Origin of the sequence: Kribbella sp. NPDC056951, from assembly GCF_042674205.1 — a bacterium.
GTDB lineage: Bacteria > Actinomycetota > Actinomycetes > Propionibacteriales > Kribbellaceae > Kribbella > Kribbella yunnanensis.
The window spans coordinates 325,890-344,957 of the sequence record NZ_JBHUQZ010000002.1; the positions used below are offsets into that span (position 1 = coordinate 325,890).

The following is a 19,068-nucleotide window of genomic DNA, read 5'->3' on the forward strand; positions in this document are numbered from 1 at the left end:
CACCGACAGTTTTCGAGCTCAGAAGCCCTTATTTACAAGGGATGTGTGGGCTATTTGGGGGCTGGTTGCGCACTCAATTTGCCCACGGGTGGGGTGCGGCCGAAGTGGGCTAGGCAGTGCCAGAGGTGTTTTAGGTGTTGGGTGGGGATGGCGGTGGTTCGGGCTGCTTGGCCGATTAGGGCTGGGGTGATCAGTGGGGCCCAGGGATTTGGCCAGGGTGACTATGTGGGGGCCTCGGTAGGTGGGGTCGATTGCGTTGGCGTGGACCTGGAAGCCGGGGTGGTATTCGACGGGGCAGCCGAGTTGGTTGGCGGCGGTTGCGGTTGGGGTGTCGGCGAAGGAGGGGTCTAGTACTACGGCCTCTACGTCGGTGGTGAAGCGGACTGGGCCGTGGATGTGGGCTTCGACGGCGTCGTCCAGGTCGCCTAGCTCGGAGGCGTCGGCTAGGGCGCAGAGAGCGGAGAGCGCTCTCTGGTCGCCGAAGTCGGATGGCTCGTAGACCGAGTCGGGGAAGCAGAAGGTTGCGCGGTCCAGGAGCTCGGGACGTAGGCGCACGTAGGAGGAACCGAAGCGGACCGCTCCCCCGTACGGGTCGGCGCGACGGTTCCAGGCTCCGTAGACGGGGCGGGATGTGGCGGGAGCGTCGTCGTACCGGCCGGCGAAGAGGCGGGACTCCCAGTGCCAGCGGTCGCCGCCGGGGTGGGCGGTCAGGCCGCCGTTGGAGGTGCCGGTGCTGAACTGGGAGCGGTAGGTGCCGTCGGCAACCATTGAGTCGATCACGGTGCCGGCTTGGTAGGGCCAGTCCGGGTGGAACTGGAGGGTGATCACCGGCGGTGGGCTAGCACGCGGACCAGGCCTAGGAGTTCGCCTTGGTCGACCTCGAGCATGGTGGCGTCGGGGGCGTAGCCGCGGTCGACGAGGTCGCAGGCTCGGAGCCATTGGAGCCAGTCGTCCCAGCCGCCGGGGACCATCTCCGCGGTGGCGATGTTGACGAGTTCGGTGCGTTGCCAGTGGTTGCGCCACCAGTCGGGGGTCTGCCAGGTGAAGAAGTCCGGGGTCCAGCGTTTGGCCAGGTACGGCGGGAGCGTCGGGCCGGGGTCGTGGGCGAGGCCGGGCGCGACGAAGCCGACCGCGCCTTGTGGTTTCAGGAACTCGAGGAGGTAGGCGAGGTACCGGGCCTCGGTGCCGAAGTAGTGGTACGCGCCGATGCTGACCACCGCGTCGAAGAATCCGTGCGCGAATGGCAGTTCGCGTGCTTCGGCTCGGATCGGGTGTACGCGGTCGGCGACGTCCCAGGTACGGATCCGCTCCCAGTTGTCGGTCGGGTCGGTCCACAGGTCGGCGGCCCAGACTTCGACGCCGTACTCGCGGGCCAGGAAAATCGACGAGACCGCTGCGCCGCAGCCCAGGTCGAGAACGCGCATGCCCGGTTCGAGGGTCATGACTTCCATCAGCGACTCGACGCACCACAGCGGGTGCGGACCCATCGGTACGTCGACGATCCAGGCTGGGTCGTAGCCGGAGCTACGGGGATAGCGCTCTCTCGTGAGCGCTGCCTGAAGTTGTTGCGCAGTCGTAGGTGGCATCTGTTAGAAGATGACAGGACGCCGGTACGGCGGCAACGCATTTCCGAGAGGGCAACTGCATGACGACGTACGACGGCAAGGTCGCGCTGGTCACCGGAGGTGCGCGCGGTATCGGGTTTGAGGTCGCGCGGCAGCTCGCACAGTCGGGTCATCTGGTGGTGATCGGTGCGCGGGATGCGGTTCGCGGACAGCGCGCTGCCACCGAACTGCAGGTGGAGTCCGTCGTACTCGACGTGAGTGATCCGATCAGCGTTGGTGCGGCGGCTGCGGAGATTCAGCAGCGGTTCGGGCGGCTCGACGTACTGATCAACAATGCGGCTGTCGCGCCGGCCGAGCCGGCGCCGAGTGAGTTGGCGCTCGACGTGTTGCGGGCGACCTACGAGACGAATGTGTTCGGGGTGTTCAGCGTGACGAAGGCATTTCTGCCACTGCTGCGCGAGGCCGAGGCCGGTCGCATTGTGAACGTGTCGTCGGGATCGGGTTCGCTCGCCACGGTCAGCCGGCCCGACTGGCGGCCGGAGTGGAATGGGCTCGCCTACAACACGTCCAAGTCGGCGCTCAATGCGCTGACAGTGGCGTTCGCTGTCGAGCTTCGCGATACCGCGATCAAGATCAATGCCGTCAATCCCGGCTACACCGCCACCGACATGTCCCCCGAGGCCACGCGCTCTCCGGTTCTGGCGGCGGCCTTGATCCACCGCTTTGCGACGCTCCCAGAGAGCGCTCCCTCCGGATCTTTCCACGATGACAACGGCGAGATCCCCTGGTGAGCGGTCGATTGATCGCCCTCGTCGGTACGTCGAGTGCCGGGAAATCGAGTACTGCGAAGCAACTGCAACTCGTGCTGCCTGAGCCGTATCTGCTGGTCGGTTTGGATCACTTCTACGACATGTTCCCGTCGGACTGGGGCGGTCATCGGCGCGGGCCTGGGCCTGGGTTCTGGCAGGAGACGTTGACCGATCCGGACGGGAAGCCGCGGATCGTGACGCACTACGGCGAGGCCGGTCGGCGAATGTTCGAGGGGATGCGGGCCGCTGTGCTGGCGCTGCTGGATGCGGGGAACCACGTCATTCTCGACGAGATGCCGGTGGACGCATCGATCATGCCGGCCTGGCGGCGCGCGCTGCATGGGAGAGCGGTCTATTGGATCTCGGTCGAGGCGCCGCTCGAGGTGATCGAGGGGCGCGAGCTGGAGCGCAACCACGGGCGGCATCTCGGTAATGCGCGCGGGCATTTCGGTGTGGGGCTGGAGGGTCACTTCGATCTGCGGCTGGACTCGGCCGCGCTCACGCCGGAGGAGCGTGCCGCGGCCGTTGTCCGAGCCGCTGAAGCCGACGGGTTCCTCGGCCGCGACACCGATCGCGGGATCCTCAGCCGAGAGCCCGATTAGCGAGCTCTCAGCCGCGGGCGCGGTAGCGGGTCATCGCTCGGAGAAGCAGCTGGTTGATCGGGCCGGGGAGAGCGCGCTCCCATTCTCCGACTGTTTGGACTAGCTCGCCGCCTGTGCCCAGCTTCCAGCGCAGCAAGCCGAAAGCGCGATCCTCGGGATCGAGTGAGTCGGACACCCCGCGCATGTCGTACCGGTCGGCACCCAACTGCTGCGCGTCCGTCATCATCTTCCACTGCAGGACGTGGCTCGGGCGGACGTCGCGACGGTGGTTGGCCGAGGCGCCGGACTGGTACCAGACTCGCCGGCCGACCACGTTCATCGTGTGCGCGGCCAGTACCTCGCCGTGCCAGGTGGACAGGTAGAGGCGCATCCGGCCGGGGCGCTCGGCGTTCATCACGCGGTACTGGCGCTGGTAGTAGGCCAGGCTCCGGCCGAGCCGGAAGCCGTTGCGGCGCTCTGTTGTCTGCAGCAACTCGAAGAACGCCGGGAGATCGCTCTCTCCGCCTTGCCGGATCTCGATCCCGGACTTCTCGGCCTTCTGGATGTTGCGCTTCCACTCCTTGCTCAGACCGCTCCACAACTCGGCATGCGTTCGGCCGCCGATCGGGACCTGGAACAGATACCGCGGCTGCGCATCGCCACCCGTCCCCTCCTCCCCACCGCGATTCCAGCCGAGGTCGCGTAGCCGCTCGGCGACCGACGAACCGACCGGCTCGACGACGTCCGGAAGTACGTCGTCGACGCGACGCCCACGCCGTACGGAGGTCTTGAGGGTGGTTGCCTGCCAGCGCTTCAGTACGGCGGGCGGTCCCAGCCGGACGGCGAACACTTGGCGCCGATCCAGGTGCTCGAGGAGCGGATCCAGCCACCGCTCGAGTCGCGGATCAGCCCAGTCGATGTCCGGGCCTTCTGGGAGGTAGGCGTACCAGCGGGAGACGCCTGGGAGCCGGCGGTACAGGACGAGCGTGGTGCCGACGACCTCGCCGTCGCTGTTGCGCCAGGCGAGTAATTCAGAGCTCCACTCCGCTTTCACGGCCGCCCAGGATGCCACTTGGAGATAGCTCCGGCCACCGTGGATATCGGCCAGTGCGTGGTATTCCGGCGGAGCGATAACTCCGATTTCGAGTACTTCCGAACGTGTCCGGACTTCGGTCCTCACAGTGTCCTCCCCAGCGATCGCCTCTACCTATAGAGACGCGACGAAGCGCCGAAAAGTCACAAGTGGGCTGGGGATCCGCCGGCCAGGGACCGGGCCGGGGCAAGAAAAAATCCACCTGTAAAAGGTGGACCGGAATCAATTCTTGGTTTATTCTGAGCGAATGCCCAAATGGAATGGAAATGCATTCCTATCAATAAACATATCAGCTGAAATTGCGAGGTGCAAGTCCGTGGAGTTTTGGCAGGGTGTGCGGCGGGTCGGGTTCGGTACGAAGCGGCTGGCGGGGTCGGGATCCGGGAGCGAGGTCCGGGCGAACGCGGTCGCGCTGGTCCGGCGAGCGGTGGAGCTGGGGGTGAATCATCTGGACACGGCGGCGTTCTATCCGACGACTTCGCCGTCCGACGATGTGCGGGCGATGGAGTCACTGCGGTGGGCGAACGAGGTCGTGCGGGAGGCGTTGACGTCGTACGACGGGGATGTGGTGATCGCGACGAAGGTCGGGGCGTTGGACAGTCCGTTGGCTCGGCCGGACGAGTTGCCTGGACTGGTGGAGCGGGAGCTGCGTGATCTCGGCCGGGAGACGCTCGATGTGGTCTACCTGCGCCAGCAGGGACTGGAGTCGGTGGCCGAGCACTTCGGCGTACTGGCTGAGTTGCGGGACAAGGGACTGATCCGCGGACTCGGACTGTCGAATATCAAGGTGCATCATCTTGCTCAGGCGCAGGAGATCGCGCCGGTCGTCGCCGTGCAGAACCGGTACGGCGTGGGGTTCGGACGGGTGAATGACGAGCTCGTCCGGCTGTGTGGCGAGCAGGGTGTCGCCTACGTCCCGTACTTCGCACTGGCGGGTGCGTCTCGGGAGACGGGTGGAGTCGACTCTCCCGATGTGGTTCGGCAGATCGCCGAGGCGCATGAGGCGACGCCGGCGCAGATCCGTCTCGCGTGGACGTTGAGCCGGGGTGAGCACATGCTCGCCATTCCCGGTACCAGCAGTGTCCCGCACCTGAAGGAGAACCTGACCGCCGAATTCATCCACCTCTCCCCCGCCGACATCGCCACGCTCGACGCCGTACCGTCTAGCTAACCGAACCGGAGGTCGCCGCGTGCTCAAGGTTGTGTTGTTCGATCTGGACGGGACCCTGGTCGAGCAAGAGGGCGCGGCGGCCCGGGCGGTCGTCGAGTGGGCTGCGCAGTATGGGATCAAGGGGCCGGATGTTGCTGAGCGCTGGGCGGCTGTGTCTGAGCGGCACTATCGGAGGTATCAGCGTCGGGAGTTGACGTTCGACGAGCAGCGTCGTGCTCGGGTGCGGGAGTTTCTCGGTCTGCACGCCGATGACACGGAGATCGATGCGATCTTCGACGGGTATCTGTGGCGGTATGAGGCTGGGTGGCGGTTGTTCGACGATGCCATCCCGGCGGTACGACGGGCTCGCGCCGCCGGGCTGCGGGTGGTGATCTTCAGCAACGGGAACACGGCGCATCAGCAGCAGAAACTCGACCGCTTCGGGCTGACCGCGGAGATCGACCGCTTCATCTCGTCGGAGGAGTTGCCCGCCGGCAAGCCCGACCCGCGGGCGTTCCGGCAGGCGTTGACGCTGATCGGGGTTGAGCCCGATCAGGCGCTGATGGTCGGCGACTCGCTCACGAACGACATCGACGGAGCACTCGCTGTCGGTATGGGCGCTGTCCTGCTGGCGAGGTCCGGTCAGCACGCCGATGTCGGTGTGCGGCGGATCGCCAGCCTGGACGAGCTCAACTGGTGAAGGACAGTTCCGCGGCTGATTGGATGCCCGCGATGCGGCCAGGTGCTCGGTGGTACTGCCAGTACAGGTTGGTGTGCGCGATCACCTTGTCCGGCGTCGGAGCGCCGTACTCGGACATGTCCTCGGTGGTGTGCGCGTCGGAGACCAGGGTGACGTCATAGCCACGCGTGATCGCGCCGTGCAGCGTTGAGCGAATGCACTCATCAGTCTGCGCGCCGGTGAGGAAGACCCGACCGATCCCGCCGGCCGCCAGGACAGACTCAAGGTCGGTCTCCTCGAAGGAGTCCGGGAACGTCTTCGGCACGAGCGCCTCGGAAGCCTCCCGCTTGAGCTCAGGCACGAACTCCCACTCCTCGCTCTCCTTCACCAGATGCTCACTCGAGTGCTGGATCCAAACCACCGGTACGCCGTTCGTGCGGGCCGCGTCGATCGCCGTGTTGATGTTCGCAACAACCTGATCCCGCTCATGCGCCCCGGCCACAACCCCGTTCTGCACATCAATCACCAACAGCGCCGCATTCGGCCGATCAGACAGCGTGGTCATCTCAACTCTCCTCAAACTCGAGCAAGTAGAACTTGTAGCGATTCAGGAACGGTCATGCTGGGCACGTCCGCCTGTCTGTCCGCAAGCGCACGGCGCAGGAGCGGCAGGTTGAGCGCGCCAATGGCACCGAGCGTCGCCTCGATCCGCTCGGCTTGCTCCCGCGCCACCATCGTGGCGAGCTGCACCTCGATCGGCACGGTCGGGATAGGCCGGCCGTCGCAGTGCAGAGTCACGCGCTCGGGCCACACCGCCAGCGAGCGAGCCTCGAGCAGCAGGTCGGCCACCGCTGGCGCGTCGATGAAGGCCAGCTCGACCTTCACACCAGCGATCGACCAGCGGCCGAGCGTCCACGACTCTCCGTCGTGCGAGAACTCGGTGATCGTGCCTGGCGTCGGCATAACGGCAGCGGCTCGGTGTACGTCGGCGGGCGTGCGGACGGCGATGTCGAGGTCGGCGGGGGTGAGGGGGACGCCGTGGAGGGTGGTGGCGGCGCTGCCTAGTAGCAGCCACTTGAGGTGGTTGCTGGTGAGGTGGTCGGCGACGGTGGTTAGTGCCGAGGCCCATGGGGTGCCCATGGTGAGACGGTAGCGGGGGGCTCCGACAGTTTTTTCAGGTGCGGATGCGGAGGCGGACTACGGGGGTGTCGCCGTCGTCGAGGGATTGGGCTCGGCGGATGGCTGCCTTGATGGGGACGATGTAGTTGCCGTCTTTGGGGAAGAGCGAGGTGTCCCAGGTGCTGGTGCCGATTTCGGCGGTGACGGGGATCATTCCCCAGCCGTAGCTGACGTAGCCGGACTCGGATTCTAGGTAGGCGCATTCTTCGTCGGGGACGGTGATGAAGTACCAGGGGGCCGGCCCGCGCCAGAACCAGATCTCGCCGGTGAACTCGAGCTCACGCACTGTTACTTGCCTCCAGCAATCGTTGGCCCAGGTTCCGGGAGGCTTCCTGCATTTCCGGGGAGCCGAGGATTCGGAAGGGGGCGTCTATTTCGGCGAGTTTGCCGATGTACCAGGACGGCTCGTCGGTGCTGGCCAGTAGGCGGGTTTGAGTTTCGGTGATCGCTTCCAGGCGGCCCATGCTGCGGGGAATGCGGTGGCGGACCTGGTCGATCGGGGCGTCGATGACGACCTCGATGGGGTACTTCCAGTTCTTGGCCAGGTGCTCTTCGACGACGGCGAGTGGATCCAGGTCGTCGGGGGCGCAGAAGTCGGCGCCGGTCTCCGCTACACCTTGGACCTTGTCTATGCGGAGGACACGCTGCGCATCCTTCGCGTGGGACCAGCACAGGAGGTACCAACGACCACGCCGTACGACGACCGCCCACGGGTCGACCTCCATCGGGGTGACCCGGTCGGAGGCGAGGGCGTAGTCGACGACTACGCGGCGGCGTTCGGTGCTGGCGGCGACCAGGGCTGCGGTGATCGCCGGCTCGGGGGTGCGGATGCCGGGGTCGGCGGCGCGGGCGCTGACCTTGCGGACGGCGTCGGTGGAGCGGGCGATCGGTTCGGGGAGAACGCGGATGATCTTGCCGAGAGCGCTCTCCACGGGATCATCGGCGCCGCGTGGTCCTTCGAGGACGGCCATCACCAGGCCGAGGGCCTCGGTGGTGCTGAACATCAGGGGCGGTAGCCGCAGACCGCGGCCGACGCGATAACCGCCGTACGGGCCGCGGACGGACTCGATCGGGATCTCGGCCTCGCGCAGGATCGCGACGTACCGGCGGGCGGCACGTTCGGAGACGCCGAGTTTGTCGCCCAGTTGCTCGGCGGTGATGCCGGGGCGGTTCTGGATCAGCTCGAGCACGGTCAGTGTCCGCGCCGTGGGGCTCACGTCGTGTGCCATCGCGTCCCTTCGACAGCAGACCGCCATTCCGGAAGGAGGTCGTCCGGTGCAAAAGCCTAACCGAGAAGGTAAGTGGACTCCGGCAGTGAGTAAGGTTCGGGAGTTCGTTTTCAAGCTTCTAGTCCCAGGAAGTTTTCGTGACCACATCCCCTCCCCAACCACCCCAGAACCCGTACCCCGGTCAGCCCGGCAACTACGGTCCCCCGCCGGAGCAGTTCCCGCAGTACACCCAGCCCGGTCAGCCCCAGCCGGGTCAGCCGCAGCCCCAACCAGGTCAGTACGGACAGCCACAGGCGCCGTACGGACAGCAGCCGGGTCCGTACCAGCAGCAGTACGCCCAGCCGGGTGGCCAGCCCCAGCAGTTCCCGCAGCAGCAGCAGTTCCAGCCGGGCACGTGCCGGTTCTGCGGTGGCTTCCCGGCGGTCGACGCGACCGTGCGCGGTCACCAGGGCATGCTGATCGTGATGCGCTGGCTCAAGCTAACCGGTCCGTTCTGCAAGACCTGCGGTACGGCGACTGTGCGCGACATGACCGCGAAGACCATGGTCCAAGGCTGGTGGGGTATCGGCTCGGCGATCGTGACGCCGTTCGTGATGCTGTCCAACCTTGGTCCGGCGCAGAAGTTCAAGCAGCTGCCGGAGCCGCAGCCGGGTCAGCGCCCGCCGATGGACCCGGGCAAGCCGCTGTTCAAGCGTCCGCAGGTCTTCATGCTGCTGATCCCGATCGCGATCATCGCGGCGATAGTGATCGCCAACATCACCACGACGTCGACCAGCGAGGCGACCGTCGGGTCCTGTGTCGTCAACAAGGGCAGCGACTCCGACCCGGACGTGAAGGTCGTCGACTGCACCAGCTCGGAGGCGCAGTACCGCGTCGTCGGCAAGCTGGACAACACCACCGACGACAGCCGGTGTGAGCAGTTCCCCGGCTACGAGGCGTCGTACACGAAGCAGGAGCGCTACACCCGCTACACGCTCTGTCTCGGCGCGAAGTGACCTGACGGGGCCCGGCCGAAAAGGCCGGGCCTCCAAGGTGCCTCCTGTGTCAGGGTGACCGCGTGAGAGCTCTCGGTATCGACGTCCCGCCGTCACTCCTCGACAAATGGGCCGACTGGCTCGCCCCTGACCAGCAGCCGTTCTTCCTCACCCCGCAACAGGCGCAGGCGTGGGGTTTCGAGAACGACGACCGCGAGCCCAGCCGCGAGGACCGCGACACCTTCCAGACGTACGCCGTCGACTCGACCGCGACCGTGATCGCGTGGCTGAGCGAACCGCAGTTCGCCGCCCTCGACAAGCCGATTCGCGCCCAGCTCGTCCGGGCGCAGGTACGGCACGGTCGCAACTCGGTCCCGACAGTCCGCAAATGGCAAGGGCTACTCGGTCCCGAGCTCAAGGCACAAGCCGACGGTCACCGGTTCGTCTGGTGGAAGTCCCTGCTCGCCGAGCACAAGGCCGAGGTTCTGCTCAAGATCGTCAACGAGGAGTACGACGCGAGCCGGCACACCGAGGTGACCACCTGGCCCGCCTCGCTCCCCCGCGTCAAGGAGCTGGCCGGCACCTTCCCCGACGGCAGCGGACCGAACTGCTTCGGCACCGTCATGGCCGCCACCGGAGTCGCGGGCGCGGAGTCGGTCTGGATGCAGCGGGAGCCGTTCGAGGAGTGGCTCGCCGCCCACACCGTCCGGGGCGGCCGCGACAACGATCCCGGAACCGTCTTCGTGTGGCGAACCCACGAGGGTCTCGTGCAGCACGCCGCGATCACCATCGGCGACGGTTGGATCTTTCACAAGCCGTCACAGGTGTGGTGGGGGCCGCGCAAGATCCGGACTGTCGCGGAAGTTCGCCGCTCCATGCGAACCGTCGGCTGGCGGTTGGAGCGCCATAAGCTGAGCTGATGAGGCTCCTGGTCACCGGCGCGGCCGGCCTGCTCGGACGCGAAGTCGTCCAGCTGGCGGACCATGACGTCGTACCGACCTATCACTCGGCGCCGGTCGACGGCGGCGTACGCCTCGACGTCCGCGACCGCGCCGAGGTCAAAGCGGTCATTCAGCGGGTCCGGCCGGACGCGATCATCCACACAGCGTTCAAGCAGGACGACTGGGTCACGACGGCAGACGGTCCCGCCAACCTCGCGGTCGCCGCGCGCGACATCAGGCTGGTCTTCGTCTCGACCGATGCGGTCTTCGGCAGCGGACCCGACCGGTACGACGAAGATGCCGCGCCCTGCCCGACCAACCCGTACGGCGCTGCGAAGGCCGCGGCCGAGACCGCGATCCGCGCGATCCACCCGAATGCCCTGATCGCCCGTACGTCGTTGATCGTCGGATCCGAGGGGCAGTCGGAATCTGAGCGGCTGACTCATGCGCTCGCCGGTGGAGCGCCCGGAGCGTTGTTCACCGAGAACATCCGCTGCCCGGTGCATGTCACCGACCTCGCGACCGCCTTGCTCGAGCTCATGCCGTCTGAGCGAACGGGCGTCGTACACGTGGCCGGGCCTGAAGCGGTGAGCCGGCTGGAGCTCGGGCGACTGATCGCGGTCCGGGATGGTCTCGACCCCGAAGCCCTTCCGGCGGTGCCGGGTGCGGTCTCGCATATCCGGCTCGACAGCACGCGGACGCAGCAGGTGCTCAACACCAGGCTGCGTCCGGTGAGCGAATTCCTCAGACCGCCTCGGTCGTGACCGGCGTACCGAGCTCGACGGTGCGGCTGACCGTGCAGAGCCGGTCGTGCGACATCTTCACCGCGCGCGGCAGCGCCTCGCGGGCCTTGTCGCCGTCCTCGCCCTCGGGGAACCGGATCGTGAACTCGACCGCCAGGTTCTCCATCCGGTTGCCCTGCTCGGCGTCGCGGATCTTGTCACCGCGAACCACCGCGCTGAACTCGGTCGGCTCCGCCCGCCGGCTGACCACGACGTCGACGTCGATCGCCGAACACGTCCCGATCGCGGCCAGCAGCAGCTCGACCGGCGTGAAGTCCGTGTCCTCACCACCCGAACCGACGGTGATGCTGCCCCCGCGGTCGTTGGTCACCCGGTAGCTGCTGTTCGCCAGGCGCTCGAAGCCGACCTGACGCAGAGAGTCGCCCATAGCCATCACAATCTGTTGCCCGCGGCAACGTCAGAGGTTTGCGAGTGCCTCGTCGACCGGGGTGTCTCCGGTCACGAGTTCGAGAATGCGGCCGATCGAGGCCGTCGCCGTACACAGACCGGCCAGGGTCAGCGCCACGTCGTCCCGGCTGATGCTGCCGTTACCGGTCTGGTCGGCGATCAGGATCTGCCCGGTCCCGGGGTCGTTGGTCAGGTGCCCCGGCCGGAGGATCGTCCAGTCCAGGTCGCGGCCGCGCAGATCATCCTCGGCCGCCTTCTTCGCGCGCAAATAGATCGTGAACGACTCGTCGCCGGTCAGCGTGTCCGCTCGGTCGGCGCCCATCGAGCTGACCTGGATGTGCCGCCGTACACCGGCCTGCTCGGACGCATCCGCGAACAACGCGGCCGCGCCTCGATCCACGGTGTCCTTCCGGTCGTTCCCACTGCCCGGACCCGCGCCCGCCGAGAAGATCGCGACATCAGCCTGCGCCAGTACGGCGGCGACTGCGTCGGTCTCGGCCTGCTCAAGATCCAGTACGGCGGCCTGTCCGCCGGCCGCGGCGATATCGGCCTCGTGATCGGGGTTCCGGACCAGCCCGACCACCTCGTGTCCGTCACCACTCAGCAGCTTCGTCAACCGCAAAGCGATCTGCCCGTGTCCACCCGCAATCACGACTCGCATGCCCGCAGCCTAGCTCGCATCGGGCAGACTGGGCGGGTGCCGTATGCAACAGCACTTGATGGTGTCCGGATCGGTTACCAGGTCAGTGGCGCAGGGCAACCACTGGTCCTGCTGGCCGGTCAGTCGAACAATCACACCTGGTGGGACCCGGTCCGCGGCGACTTCGAAGCGGCGTACCAGACGATCACACTGGACTGGCGCGGTACCGGGATCAGCGACAAACCGGATGAGGTCTACAGCACCCCCGGTTTCGCCGAGGACGTGATCGCGGTCCTCGACGAACTCGGTCTGCCGAGCGCGCACGTCTACGGGACCTCGATGGGCGGGCGGGTCGCACAGTGGGTCGCCATCAACCACGCGGATCGGCTCGACCGGCTGATCCTCGGCTGTACGTCGCCTGGTCCGGCGCACGGGTATGAGCGCAGTCAGGAACTGCGGCGGGCGCTCGCCGACCCGGTTCGTGGTGGGCGGGTGCTCGTCGACCTGATGTACACGCCGCAGTGGCGGGCTGCGAATCCCGGTCCGTACCCGGTTCTCGGGGATCGCGACATGCCGCCGTACGCGAAGGGGCGGCACCTGGTCGCGAGCAACAAGCATGAAGCCTGGGAGCAGCTGCCTGAGATCACTGCGCCGACGCTGATCCTGCACGGCTCGGAGGACATCTTCAGCCCGGTCGCCAACGCTCAGCTGCTGGCCGACCGCATCCCGAACTCCCGCGCCGAGATCATCCACGGCGCCCGTCACGCGTACTTCCACGAGTACCGAGCGGTGGCTAGTCCGCTCGCGCTGGCGTTCCTGGAGGCTGGGTAGCGGACCCAAAGGCCATCACAATTGGTTGCCGCGCGGGTGCTCCCGCGGGTGCCGGCCGGTGAGGGTCAGTTGTGATGGGCCTGGTGTCCGCCTACCCCCGGAGGATGGGGCGGAGGGCGTCGAGGACGGTGGGGTCTTCGATCGTCGAGGGGACGGGTTCGTCGCGGCCGTCGGCGATACCGCGCATGGTTTTGCGGAGGATCTTGCCGGAGCGGGTCTTCGGGAGACCGTCGACGACGGAGACGTCACGGAACGCGGCGACCGGGCCGATCTCGCGGCGGACCGCGGCGACGAGCTCGGCCTGCAGGACATCGGGGTCGATGTCGGCGCCGGCTTTGAGGACGACGAGACCTCGTGGAAGCTGACCCTTGAGGGCGTCGTGGACTCCGATGACCGCGCACTCGGCGACGGCAGGGTGCGCAGCGAGGACGGCTTCCATGGCTCCGGTGGAGAGGCGATGGCCTGCCACGTTGATGACGTCGTCGGTGCGGCCCATCACGAAGACATAGCCGTCCTCGTCGAGGTAGCCGGAGTCGCCCGTCAGGTAGTAGCCGTCGTACCGGGTCAGGTAATTGTCGACATAGCGCTGATCGTCACCCCACAGCGTCGGGAGCGCGCCGGGTGGCAGCGGCAGCTTGATCGCGATCGAGCCCTCCTCCCCCGCCGGCTGCCGCTCGCCGGCACCGTCCAGGACCTGCACGTCCCAGCCGGGGACCGGGACGGTGGCCGAGCCGGGTTTGGTGGGTAGCGGTTCGAGGCCTCGGGGATTGGCGGCGATCGGCCAGCCGGTTTCGGTCTGCCACCAGTGGTCGACGACCGGGACGTTGAGGTGCTCATGGGCCCAGCGGTAGGTCTCGGGGTCGAGGCGTTCGCCGGCTAGGAAGAGGGTGCGCAGGCGGCTCAGGTCGTAGCCGGCAGCCAGCTTCGCTTCCGGGTCGACCTTCTTGATGGCGCGGATCGCGGTCGGTGCGGTGAAGAGAGCGCTGGCTCCGTGCTCGGCGATGACCCGCCAGAACGCGCCCGCGTCCGGCGTACCGACGGGCTTGCCTTCGTACAGGACAGTCGTCGCGCCGACCAGGAGTGGCGCGTAGACGATGTAGGAGTGGCCGACCACCCAACCGACATCGGACGCGGTCCACCACACGTCGCCCGGGCCGATGTCGTAGATCGCGCGCATCGACCAGGCCAGGGCGACCGCGTGGCCGCCGTTGTCGCGGACGACGCCTTTCGGCTTCCCGGTCGTACCGGACGTGTACAGGATGTACAGCGGGTCGGTCGCCGCGACGGGGACGGGATCGGCCTGCGAAGCGTCTAGCGCGGCCCAGTCGAGGTCGCGTTCACCGAGCTCGGCCTGTACGGCGGGACGTTGCAGGATGATCGTGTGTTCGGGCTGATGCGTGCTGAGTGTCAGGGCCTCGTCGATGATCGGCTTGTACTCGACCACGCGCGTCGGTTCGATGCCGCAGGAGGCGGACACGATCACCCGCGGTGTTGCGTCGTCGATCCGGGCGGCGAGTTCCTTCGGAGCGAAGCCGCCGAAGACGACCGAGTGGATCGCCCCGAGCCGGGCGCACGCGAGCATCGCGATGACTGCCTCGGGGACCATCGGCAGGTAGACGATGACTCGATCACCCTTGCCGACCCCCAGCCCAGCGAGCACTCCGGCGAACCGGGCGACCTTGTCGCGAAGTTCGGCGTACGTGAACGAGGTCGAGCTGTCGGTGACCGGTGAGTCGTGGATGAGCGCTACCCGGTCGCCGTGGCCCGCTTCGATGTGCCGGTCCAGACAGTTGTACGACGTGTTGAGCGCAGCGTCGGGGAACCATCGGTAGAGCGGTGCGCCCGAGTCGTCGAGCGCGCGGGTGGGTGGAGTCGTCCAGGTGATTGCCTCCGCTGCTTCGAGCCAGAAGGCTTCCGGGTCGTCCAGGCTCCGCCGGTAACTCTCGTCATACGCACCCATGCCAGCATCGTGGCAGGGTTGACGCATGACGGTAAATGTCGAGGACGTGCGGGCGGCGGCAGAGCGGATCAGCGGACGGGTACGGCGTACGCCGGTGATCGAGGTGTCGCCCGGGGTCGTGTTCAAGCTCGAGTTGCTGCAGCACACCGGTTCGTTCAAGCCCCGGGGTGCGTTCAACCGGTTGCTGCTCGCGAAGGAGAACGGGCAACTGACCGGTCAGGGCGTTGTCGCGGCCTCGGGTGGGAATGCGGGTCTGGCGTCCGCGTACGCCGCGCGCGAGCTCGGCGTACCGGCGCGGATCTTCGTCCCCGTCAATGCGCCGGCGCCTAAGGTCGCCAAGCTGCGCACTCTCGGCGCTGAGGTGGTTCAGGTCGGGAACGAGTACGCCGAGGCTTACGCGGCGGCGTTGATTGCTCGCGACGAGACTGATGCGTTGCTTGTGCATGCCTTCGACCAGCCGGAGATCGTCGCCGGTCAGGGCACGATCGGGCTCGAACTGCTGGAGCAGGTTGACGCGTTCGACACCGTGCTGGTCGCGGTCGGCGGTGGTGGTCTCGTCGCCGGGATCGCGACGGGGATCGGCGACCGGGCCAAGGTGATCGGGGTCGAGCCGGTGCTCGCACCCGATCTGCATCGCGCGCTGGAAGCTGGTCAGCCGGTCGACGGACCGGTTGGTGGTGTCGCGGCTGATTCGCTTGGGTCGCGGCGGCTTGGGGATATTGCCTTCGCGGTTGCGCAGCGGGAAGGTATCGGGTCGCTGCTGGTCGAGGAGGAAGCGATCATCGCGGCCCGCCGCAAGCTCTGGCACGACTACCACTTGGCCGTCGAGCATGGTGCCGCCACAGCCTTCGCCGCCCTCGACTCAGGTGTCTACCAACCCGCCGCCGGCGAACGCGTCGTCGTACTGGTCTGCGGAGCGAACACCGACCCCGCAACCCTAGGCTGAACGCCTCACCTTTGGTTTGTCGTCGGCTAGGAGCCAGGCGGCGAGGATGCCGGCTACGGCGCCGAAGAGGTGGCCTTGCCAGGAGATGCCGTCTTGGGGCAGGAGGCCGCCTAGCAGGGCGCTTCCCCAGACGCCGATCACCAGGACGCCGACGAGGACCTGGGTGAGGCGGCGGTTGAAGATGCCGCGGGTGACGAGGTAGGCGGCGTAGCCGAAGACGACGCCGCTGGCGCCGATGGTGATCGTGTTGGGTGGTGAGATCAGCCAGGTGCCGAAGCCGCCGATCACTGCGACGACGGCGGTGACTGCGGCGAGGCGGGCGGCGCCGCTGAGAGCTATCAGGGCGCCGAGAGTAACGAGCGGCAGCGTGTTCGAGATCAGGTGACCGAATCCGAGGTGCAGGAACGGCGACGTGATGATGCCGACGAGTCCCTCGGGATCGCGGGCGATGATCCCGTACTGATCGAGGCGACCGTTCAGCGCCGTGTCGACGATCTCGCTGAGCCACATCAGCCCGATCAGCGCGGCAAGCAGCTTCAGTCCACTCCCGATCCGGGAGGTGTCGACCGTCCGCCCGGTCCGCTTCGCCGGTGTCTGAAAGCTCATGCCACCACGATGCCGTACTGGACCAAGTCTCAGGACTCGGCGGGCGCGGCGACAGCGCAGCGTGATCTCTGGGATACTCAAGGTGGCTGACGAGTGGGGCTTGGGGGAAACGCGATGCCGGTCGCTGTCTACGTGCTTGGGTTGAGCATTTTCGCGCAGGGAACGTCCGAGCTGATGCTCGCCGGACTGTTACCCGAGCTGTCCGAGGACCTCGGGGTATCGATCCCAGCTGCAGGTCTGCTGATCTCGGCGTTCGCGCTCGGCATGCTGCTCGGCGCCCCGATCCTCGCCGTACTGACACTGAAATGGTCTCGCCGTACGGCGCTGTTGCTGTTCCTCGGCGTCTTCGCGCTGACCCACATCGCCGGCGCGCTCACTCCGAACTACGCCGTCCTGCTCGCCACCCGCATCATCGGCGCCTTCGTGTACGCCGGGTTCTGGTCGGTCGCCGCAGTCACAGTCGTGGCGCTGGTTCCGACCAATCGCCGGGCGCGCGCGATGAGCATCGTGACAGGTGGTCTAACGATCGCGACCATCGTCGGCCTACCGATCGGGACCGTGCTCGGTCAGCACCTCGGTTGGCGGGCCGCGTTCTGGACCGTCGCCGGCTTGTGCCTGCTCGCGATGGTCGGCATCGTGCGGACGATTCCCGCCGGGCGGCCGGATCCGGCGGCCGCACCTCGGCTGCGGGAGGAGCTCAGAGCTCTACGAAGCCCGCGGTTGTGGCTTGCATTCGCAACGACGGCACTCGTCACGGCATCGATCCTCGTCGTGTTCAGCTACCTCGCACCGCTGCTCATCCAGACCACTGGACTCCCACCGGGCGCCGTACCGGGTGTGCTTGCGCTCTACGGGCTCGGGTCGTTCATCGGGATCGCGCTCGGCGGCCGGACCGCGGACGCGATGCCGTTCCACACGCTCTTCACCGGGATCAGCGGGCTGGTCGTCCTGTCGGCCGTGCTGGCGCTCACCGCCGGCAGTCCGGTCGTGGCGGTCGCGACCATCTTCCTGCTCGGCGGCTTCGGCTTCGCGGTGAACCCGGCGCTCAACGCCCGGGTGTTCAGCCTGGCCGGCAACGCCCCGACATTGGCGACCGCGACGAACTTCTCGTCGTTCAACATCGGCATAACACTCGGGCCGTGGCTCGGTGGGATCGCGATCAACGCGGGGGCCGGGTATCGCTCCCTCGGCTGGATCGCGGTCGTCACCGGGCTCACGGCCCTCGCGACGGTCGTGGTGGCCGCCTATCTGCCGGTCAGTTCACCGGACCACTCGGGTCAAGGTGTGACGGGTCGAAGTCAGCCTTCCGCTTGAACACGTACTTGTTCAGCAACCAGGTGACCGCCCACAGCGCGATGCCGAGCAGCATCAGCCAGCCGGCGATCTTGTAGTCCTTCGTCGCCCGCCCGGACAGCGGGCTGGCCAAGTAGACGCACAGGACCGCGCCGATCACCGGCAGCACGGTCGGAGCCCGGAAGTGCTTGTGCTCGACCTTGTCCCGGCGCAGCACCAGGACGGCGACGTTCACGATCGCGAACACACACAGCAGCAGGAACGCCGTCGTACCGCCGAGTGCCGTCAGGTCGGCGTACCCGATCAGGACGAAGGCGAGCGCGGTGGTGAAGAAGATCGCGATGTACGGCGTCCGTCGCTTGTGCAGGACGCGGCCGAGCGGACCCGGCAGCACCTTCTCGTGCGACATGCCGTACAGCAGGCGGCTGGCCATCAGCATGTTGATCAGCGCCGAGTTGGCGACCGCGAACATGGTGATCCAGGCGAAGATCTCGAGCGGGAAGCCCGGTGCACCGGCCTTGATCACCTCGAGCAGCGGCGCATCGCCGGAGCTCAGCTTGTCCGGCGGCACCAGCGCGATCGCGGAGATGGCCACGGCCACGTAGATGACGCCGGTGATGCTCAGGCCGATCAGCATCATCTTCGGGAAGATCCGGACCGGGTCCTTGGTCTCCTCGGCCATGTTCACCGAGTCCTCGAAGCCGACCATCGCGAAGAACGCCAGCGCGGTCGCAGCGGTCACCGCACCGAACGCCGTCTCCCCCTCCGGCACCTTGAACTCGGTCAGCCGTGCGGTGTTGCCGTCGCCGTTGAGCAGCGCCCAGGCGCCGACGGCGATCACGATCAGCAGACCGGTCAGCTCGACACACGTCAGTACGACGTTCGCCTTCACGCTCTCGCCGACGCCGCGCAGGTTCACCAGCGCGATCAGCGTCATGAACGTGAGGGCGGTGATCATCAGCGCCGTACCGTGCCCCTTGCCGATGCCGGCGGCGACGAAGAAGTTCGCCGAGAACGCCTTCGAAGCGCTGGAGGCCGAGGTCAGACCGGAGCACATCACCGCGAAGGTCAGCAGGAAGGTCAGGATGTGGATGCCGAACGCCTTGTGCGTGTAGACCGCGGCCCCGCCGGCCTTCGGGTACTTCGTGACGAGCTCGAGGTAGGCGGTCGCGGTCAGCAGCGCCACGACGAACGCGCACAGGAACGGCAACCAGACCGCACCGCCGACCTGCCCGGCCACCTTCCCGGTCAGCGCGTACACGCCGGTACCGAGGATGTCGCCGACCACGAACAGCAGCAACAGCCCGGGACCCATGACCCGTTTCAGTTCCGGACGGTCGGATACCGCCGTCGTCTCACTCATCGTGCCTCCCTGAGATCGGAGCGTAGAGGACATGCTCCC

22 protein-coding genes are annotated in these 19,068 nt (G+C 67.1%); 10 read left to right on the forward strand and 12 right to left on the reverse strand.

Annotated elements, in window-relative coordinates; all coding sequences use genetic code 11:
- Positions 1-18: 18 nt before the first annotated feature.
- Together ACFTSF_RS09120 and ACFTSF_RS09125 are read right to left on the reverse strand one after the other, a co-directional pair.
- On the reverse strand, positions 19-828 hold the full coding sequence (locus tag ACFTSF_RS09120; protein ID WP_380153349.1) for a DUF3626 domain-containing protein: 810 nt from the start codon (positions 826-828) through the stop codon (positions 19-21).
- The gene (locus ACFTSF_RS09125) at positions 825-1,586 is read right to left on the reverse strand and encodes an SAM-dependent methyltransferase (RefSeq protein WP_380153350.1); all 762 of its coding nucleotides are present in this window, start codon (positions 1,584-1,586) and stop codon (positions 825-827) included. Before ACFTSF_RS09125 ends, ACFTSF_RS09120 begins: the two co-directional genes overlap by 4 nt.
- 59 nt (positions 1,587-1,645) lie before the next feature.
- Between ACFTSF_RS09125 and ACFTSF_RS09130 the strand changes: the two genes are divergently transcribed.
- Complete coding sequence (locus tag ACFTSF_RS09130) at positions 1,646-2,356, forward strand: SDR family oxidoreductase (RefSeq protein ID WP_380153351.1); 711 nt, start codon at positions 1,646-1,648, stop codon at positions 2,354-2,356.
- On the forward strand, positions 2,353-2,976 hold the full coding sequence (locus ACFTSF_RS09135; RefSeq protein ID WP_380153352.1) for an AAA family ATPase: 624 nt from the start codon (positions 2,353-2,355) through the stop codon (positions 2,974-2,976). The genes ACFTSF_RS09130 and ACFTSF_RS09135 overlap by 4 nt, the downstream gene beginning before the upstream one ends.
- A gap of 7 nt (positions 2,977-2,983) precedes the next feature.
- On the opposite strand, the gene ACFTSF_RS09140 is transcribed toward ACFTSF_RS09135, so the two are convergent.
- A complete protein-coding gene (locus ACFTSF_RS09140; RefSeq protein ID WP_380153353.1) occupies positions 2,984-4,135 on the reverse strand; it encodes a lipid II:glycine glycyltransferase FemX in 1,152 nt (383 codons plus the stop codon).
- A gap of 229 nt (positions 4,136-4,364) precedes the next feature.
- Between ACFTSF_RS09140 and ACFTSF_RS09145 the strand changes: the two genes are divergently transcribed.
- Both ACFTSF_RS09145 and ACFTSF_RS09150 read left to right on the forward strand, forming a co-directional pair.
- Entirely contained in the window at positions 4,365-5,219 is an 855-nt protein-coding gene (locus ACFTSF_RS09145) for an aldo/keto reductase (protein WP_380153354.1), read from the forward strand.
- 19 nt (positions 5,220-5,238) lie between these two features.
- Entirely contained in the window at positions 5,239-5,898 is a 660-nt protein-coding gene (locus ACFTSF_RS09150) for an HAD family hydrolase (protein WP_380153355.1), read from the forward strand.
- Here ACFTSF_RS09150 and ACFTSF_RS09155 read toward each other — a convergent pair.
- Genes ACFTSF_RS09155 through ACFTSF_RS09170 form a run of 4 tightly spaced genes read right to left on the reverse strand, consistent with a single transcriptional unit; the run spans position 5,888 to position 8,285 of the window.
- Positions 5,888-6,442, reverse strand: a complete 555-nt coding sequence (locus tag ACFTSF_RS09155; protein WP_380153356.1) for a cysteine hydrolase family protein — start codon at positions 6,440-6,442, stop codon at positions 5,888-5,890. The two genes, ACFTSF_RS09150 and ACFTSF_RS09155, sit on opposite strands and share 11 nt — an antisense overlap.
- Before the next feature lie 11 nt (positions 6,443-6,453).
- Positions 6,454-7,017 (reverse strand): hypothetical protein, encoded by a 564-nt coding sequence (locus ACFTSF_RS09160; RefSeq protein ID WP_380153357.1) that lies wholly within the window; start codon positions 7,015-7,017, stop codon positions 6,454-6,456.
- A 34-nt stretch (positions 7,018-7,051) separates the two neighbouring features.
- Positions 7,052-7,342, reverse strand: coding sequence for a DUF1905 domain-containing protein (locus ACFTSF_RS09165; protein ID WP_380153358.1), 291 nt, complete (start codon positions 7,340-7,342; stop codon positions 7,052-7,054).
- Positions 7,335-8,285 (reverse strand): helix-turn-helix transcriptional regulator, encoded by a 951-nt coding sequence (locus ACFTSF_RS09170; protein ID WP_380153359.1) that lies wholly within the window; start codon positions 8,283-8,285, stop codon positions 7,335-7,337. Before ACFTSF_RS09170 ends, ACFTSF_RS09165 begins: the two co-directional genes overlap by 8 nt.
- A gap of 137 nt (positions 8,286-8,422) precedes the next feature.
- Here ACFTSF_RS09170 and ACFTSF_RS09175 point away from each other — a divergent pair, with 137 nt between their 5' ends.
- From ACFTSF_RS09175 to ACFTSF_RS09185, 3 genes are all read left to right on the forward strand, one after another.
- Positions 8,423-9,280, forward strand: coding sequence for a toxin-antitoxin system, toxin component (locus ACFTSF_RS09175; RefSeq protein ID WP_380153360.1), 858 nt, complete (start codon positions 8,423-8,425; stop codon positions 9,278-9,280).
- A 62-nt stretch (positions 9,281-9,342) separates the two neighbouring features.
- Positions 9,343-10,179 (forward strand): hypothetical protein, encoded by an 837-nt coding sequence (locus ACFTSF_RS09180; protein WP_380153361.1) that lies wholly within the window; start codon positions 9,343-9,345, stop codon positions 10,177-10,179.
- A complete protein-coding gene (locus ACFTSF_RS09185) occupies positions 10,179-10,964 on the forward strand; it encodes an SDR family oxidoreductase (RefSeq protein ID WP_380153362.1) in 786 nt (261 codons plus the stop codon). The genes ACFTSF_RS09180 and ACFTSF_RS09185 overlap by 1 nt, the downstream gene beginning before the upstream one ends.
- On the opposite strand, the gene ACFTSF_RS09190 is transcribed toward ACFTSF_RS09185, so the two are convergent.
- Both ACFTSF_RS09190 and ACFTSF_RS09195 read right to left on the reverse strand, forming a co-directional pair.
- Complete coding sequence (locus ACFTSF_RS09190; RefSeq protein WP_344147669.1) at positions 10,945-11,370, reverse strand: OsmC family protein; 426 nt, start codon at positions 11,368-11,370, stop codon at positions 10,945-10,947. The two genes, ACFTSF_RS09185 and ACFTSF_RS09190, sit on opposite strands and share 20 nt — an antisense overlap.
- A gap of 30 nt (positions 11,371-11,400) precedes the next feature.
- Complete coding sequence (locus tag ACFTSF_RS09195) at positions 11,401-12,051, reverse strand: SDR family oxidoreductase (protein WP_344147671.1); 651 nt, start codon at positions 12,049-12,051, stop codon at positions 11,401-11,403.
- A gap of 36 nt (positions 12,052-12,087) precedes the next feature.
- Between ACFTSF_RS09195 and ACFTSF_RS09200 the strand changes: the two genes are divergently transcribed.
- Positions 12,088-12,861, forward strand: coding sequence for an alpha/beta fold hydrolase (locus ACFTSF_RS09200; protein ID WP_380153363.1), 774 nt, complete (start codon positions 12,088-12,090; stop codon positions 12,859-12,861).
- 91 nt (positions 12,862-12,952) lie between these two features.
- Here the strand turns inward: ACFTSF_RS09200 and ACFTSF_RS09205 are convergent, their stop codons facing one another.
- A complete protein-coding gene (locus tag ACFTSF_RS09205) occupies positions 12,953-14,821 on the reverse strand; it encodes a propionyl-CoA synthetase (protein WP_380153364.1) in 1,869 nt (622 codons plus the stop codon).
- A 25-nt stretch (positions 14,822-14,846) separates the two neighbouring features.
- Here ACFTSF_RS09205 and ACFTSF_RS09210 point away from each other — a divergent pair, with 25 nt between their 5' ends.
- A complete protein-coding gene (locus ACFTSF_RS09210) occupies positions 14,847-15,767 on the forward strand; it encodes a threonine/serine dehydratase (RefSeq protein WP_380153365.1) in 921 nt (306 codons plus the stop codon).
- On the opposite strand, the gene ACFTSF_RS09215 is transcribed toward ACFTSF_RS09210, so the two are convergent.
- Positions 15,759-16,373: a rhomboid family intramembrane serine protease gene (locus ACFTSF_RS09215; RefSeq protein ID WP_380153366.1), complete on the reverse strand. Its 615-nt coding sequence runs from the start codon at positions 16,371-16,373 to the stop codon at positions 15,759-15,761. The two genes, ACFTSF_RS09210 and ACFTSF_RS09215, sit on opposite strands and share 9 nt — an antisense overlap.
- A gap of 114 nt (positions 16,374-16,487) precedes the next feature.
- Here ACFTSF_RS09215 and ACFTSF_RS09220 point away from each other — a divergent pair, with 114 nt between their 5' ends.
- Positions 16,488-17,687, forward strand: coding sequence for a Cmx/CmrA family chloramphenicol efflux MFS transporter (locus ACFTSF_RS09220; protein ID WP_380153367.1), 1,200 nt, complete (start codon positions 16,488-16,490; stop codon positions 17,685-17,687).
- On the opposite strand, the gene ACFTSF_RS09225 is transcribed toward ACFTSF_RS09220, so the two are convergent.
- A complete protein-coding gene (locus tag ACFTSF_RS09225) occupies positions 17,629-19,029 on the reverse strand; it encodes an APC family permease (protein WP_380153368.1) in 1,401 nt (466 codons plus the stop codon). The two genes, ACFTSF_RS09220 and ACFTSF_RS09225, sit on opposite strands and share 59 nt — an antisense overlap.
- Positions 19,030-19,068: the final 39 nt, after the last annotated feature.

Coding starts and splice junctions, on each gene's coding strand:
- ACFTSF_RS09190 (WP_344147669.1), bottom strand. CDS start 11,370: ATGGGCGACTCTCTGCGTCAGGTCGGCTTCGAGCGCCTGGCGAACAGC.
- ACFTSF_RS09155 (WP_380153356.1), bottom strand. CDS start 6,442: ATGACCACGCTGTCTGATCGGCCGAATGCGGCGCTGTTGGTGATTGAT.
- ACFTSF_RS09125 (WP_380153350.1), bottom strand. CDS start 1,586: ATGCCACCTACGACTGCGCAACAACTTCAGGCAGCGCTCACGAGAGAG.
- ACFTSF_RS09130 (WP_380153351.1), top strand. CDS start 1,646: ATGACGACGTACGACGGCAAGGTCGCGCTGGTCACCGGAGGTGCGCGC.
- ACFTSF_RS09210 (WP_380153365.1), top strand. CDS start 14,847: ATGACGGTAAATGTCGAGGACGTGCGGGCGGCGGCAGAGCGGATCAGC.
- ACFTSF_RS09225 (WP_380153368.1), bottom strand. CDS start 19,029: ATGAGTGAGACGACGGCGGTATCCGACCGTCCGGAACTGAAACGGGTC.
- ACFTSF_RS09170 (WP_380153359.1), bottom strand. CDS start 8,285: ATGGCACACGACGTGAGCCCCACGGCGCGGACACTGACCGTGCTCGAG.
- ACFTSF_RS09220 (WP_380153367.1), top strand. CDS start 16,488: ATGCCGGTCGCTGTCTACGTGCTTGGGTTGAGCATTTTCGCGCAGGGA.
- ACFTSF_RS09195 (WP_344147671.1), bottom strand. CDS start 12,051: ATGCGAGTCGTGATTGCGGGTGGACACGGGCAGATCGCTTTGCGGTTG.
- ACFTSF_RS09160 (WP_380153357.1), bottom strand. CDS start 7,017: ATGGGCACCCCATGGGCCTCGGCACTAACCACCGTCGCCGACCACCTC.
- ACFTSF_RS09205 (WP_380153364.1), bottom strand. CDS start 14,821: ATGGGTGCGTATGACGAGAGTTACCGGCGGAGCCTGGACGACCCGGAA.
- ACFTSF_RS09185 (WP_380153362.1), top strand. CDS start 10,179: ATGAGGCTCCTGGTCACCGGCGCGGCCGGCCTGCTCGGACGCGAAGTC.
- ACFTSF_RS09215 (WP_380153366.1), bottom strand. CDS start 16,373: ATGAGCTTTCAGACACCGGCGAAGCGGACCGGGCGGACGGTCGACACC.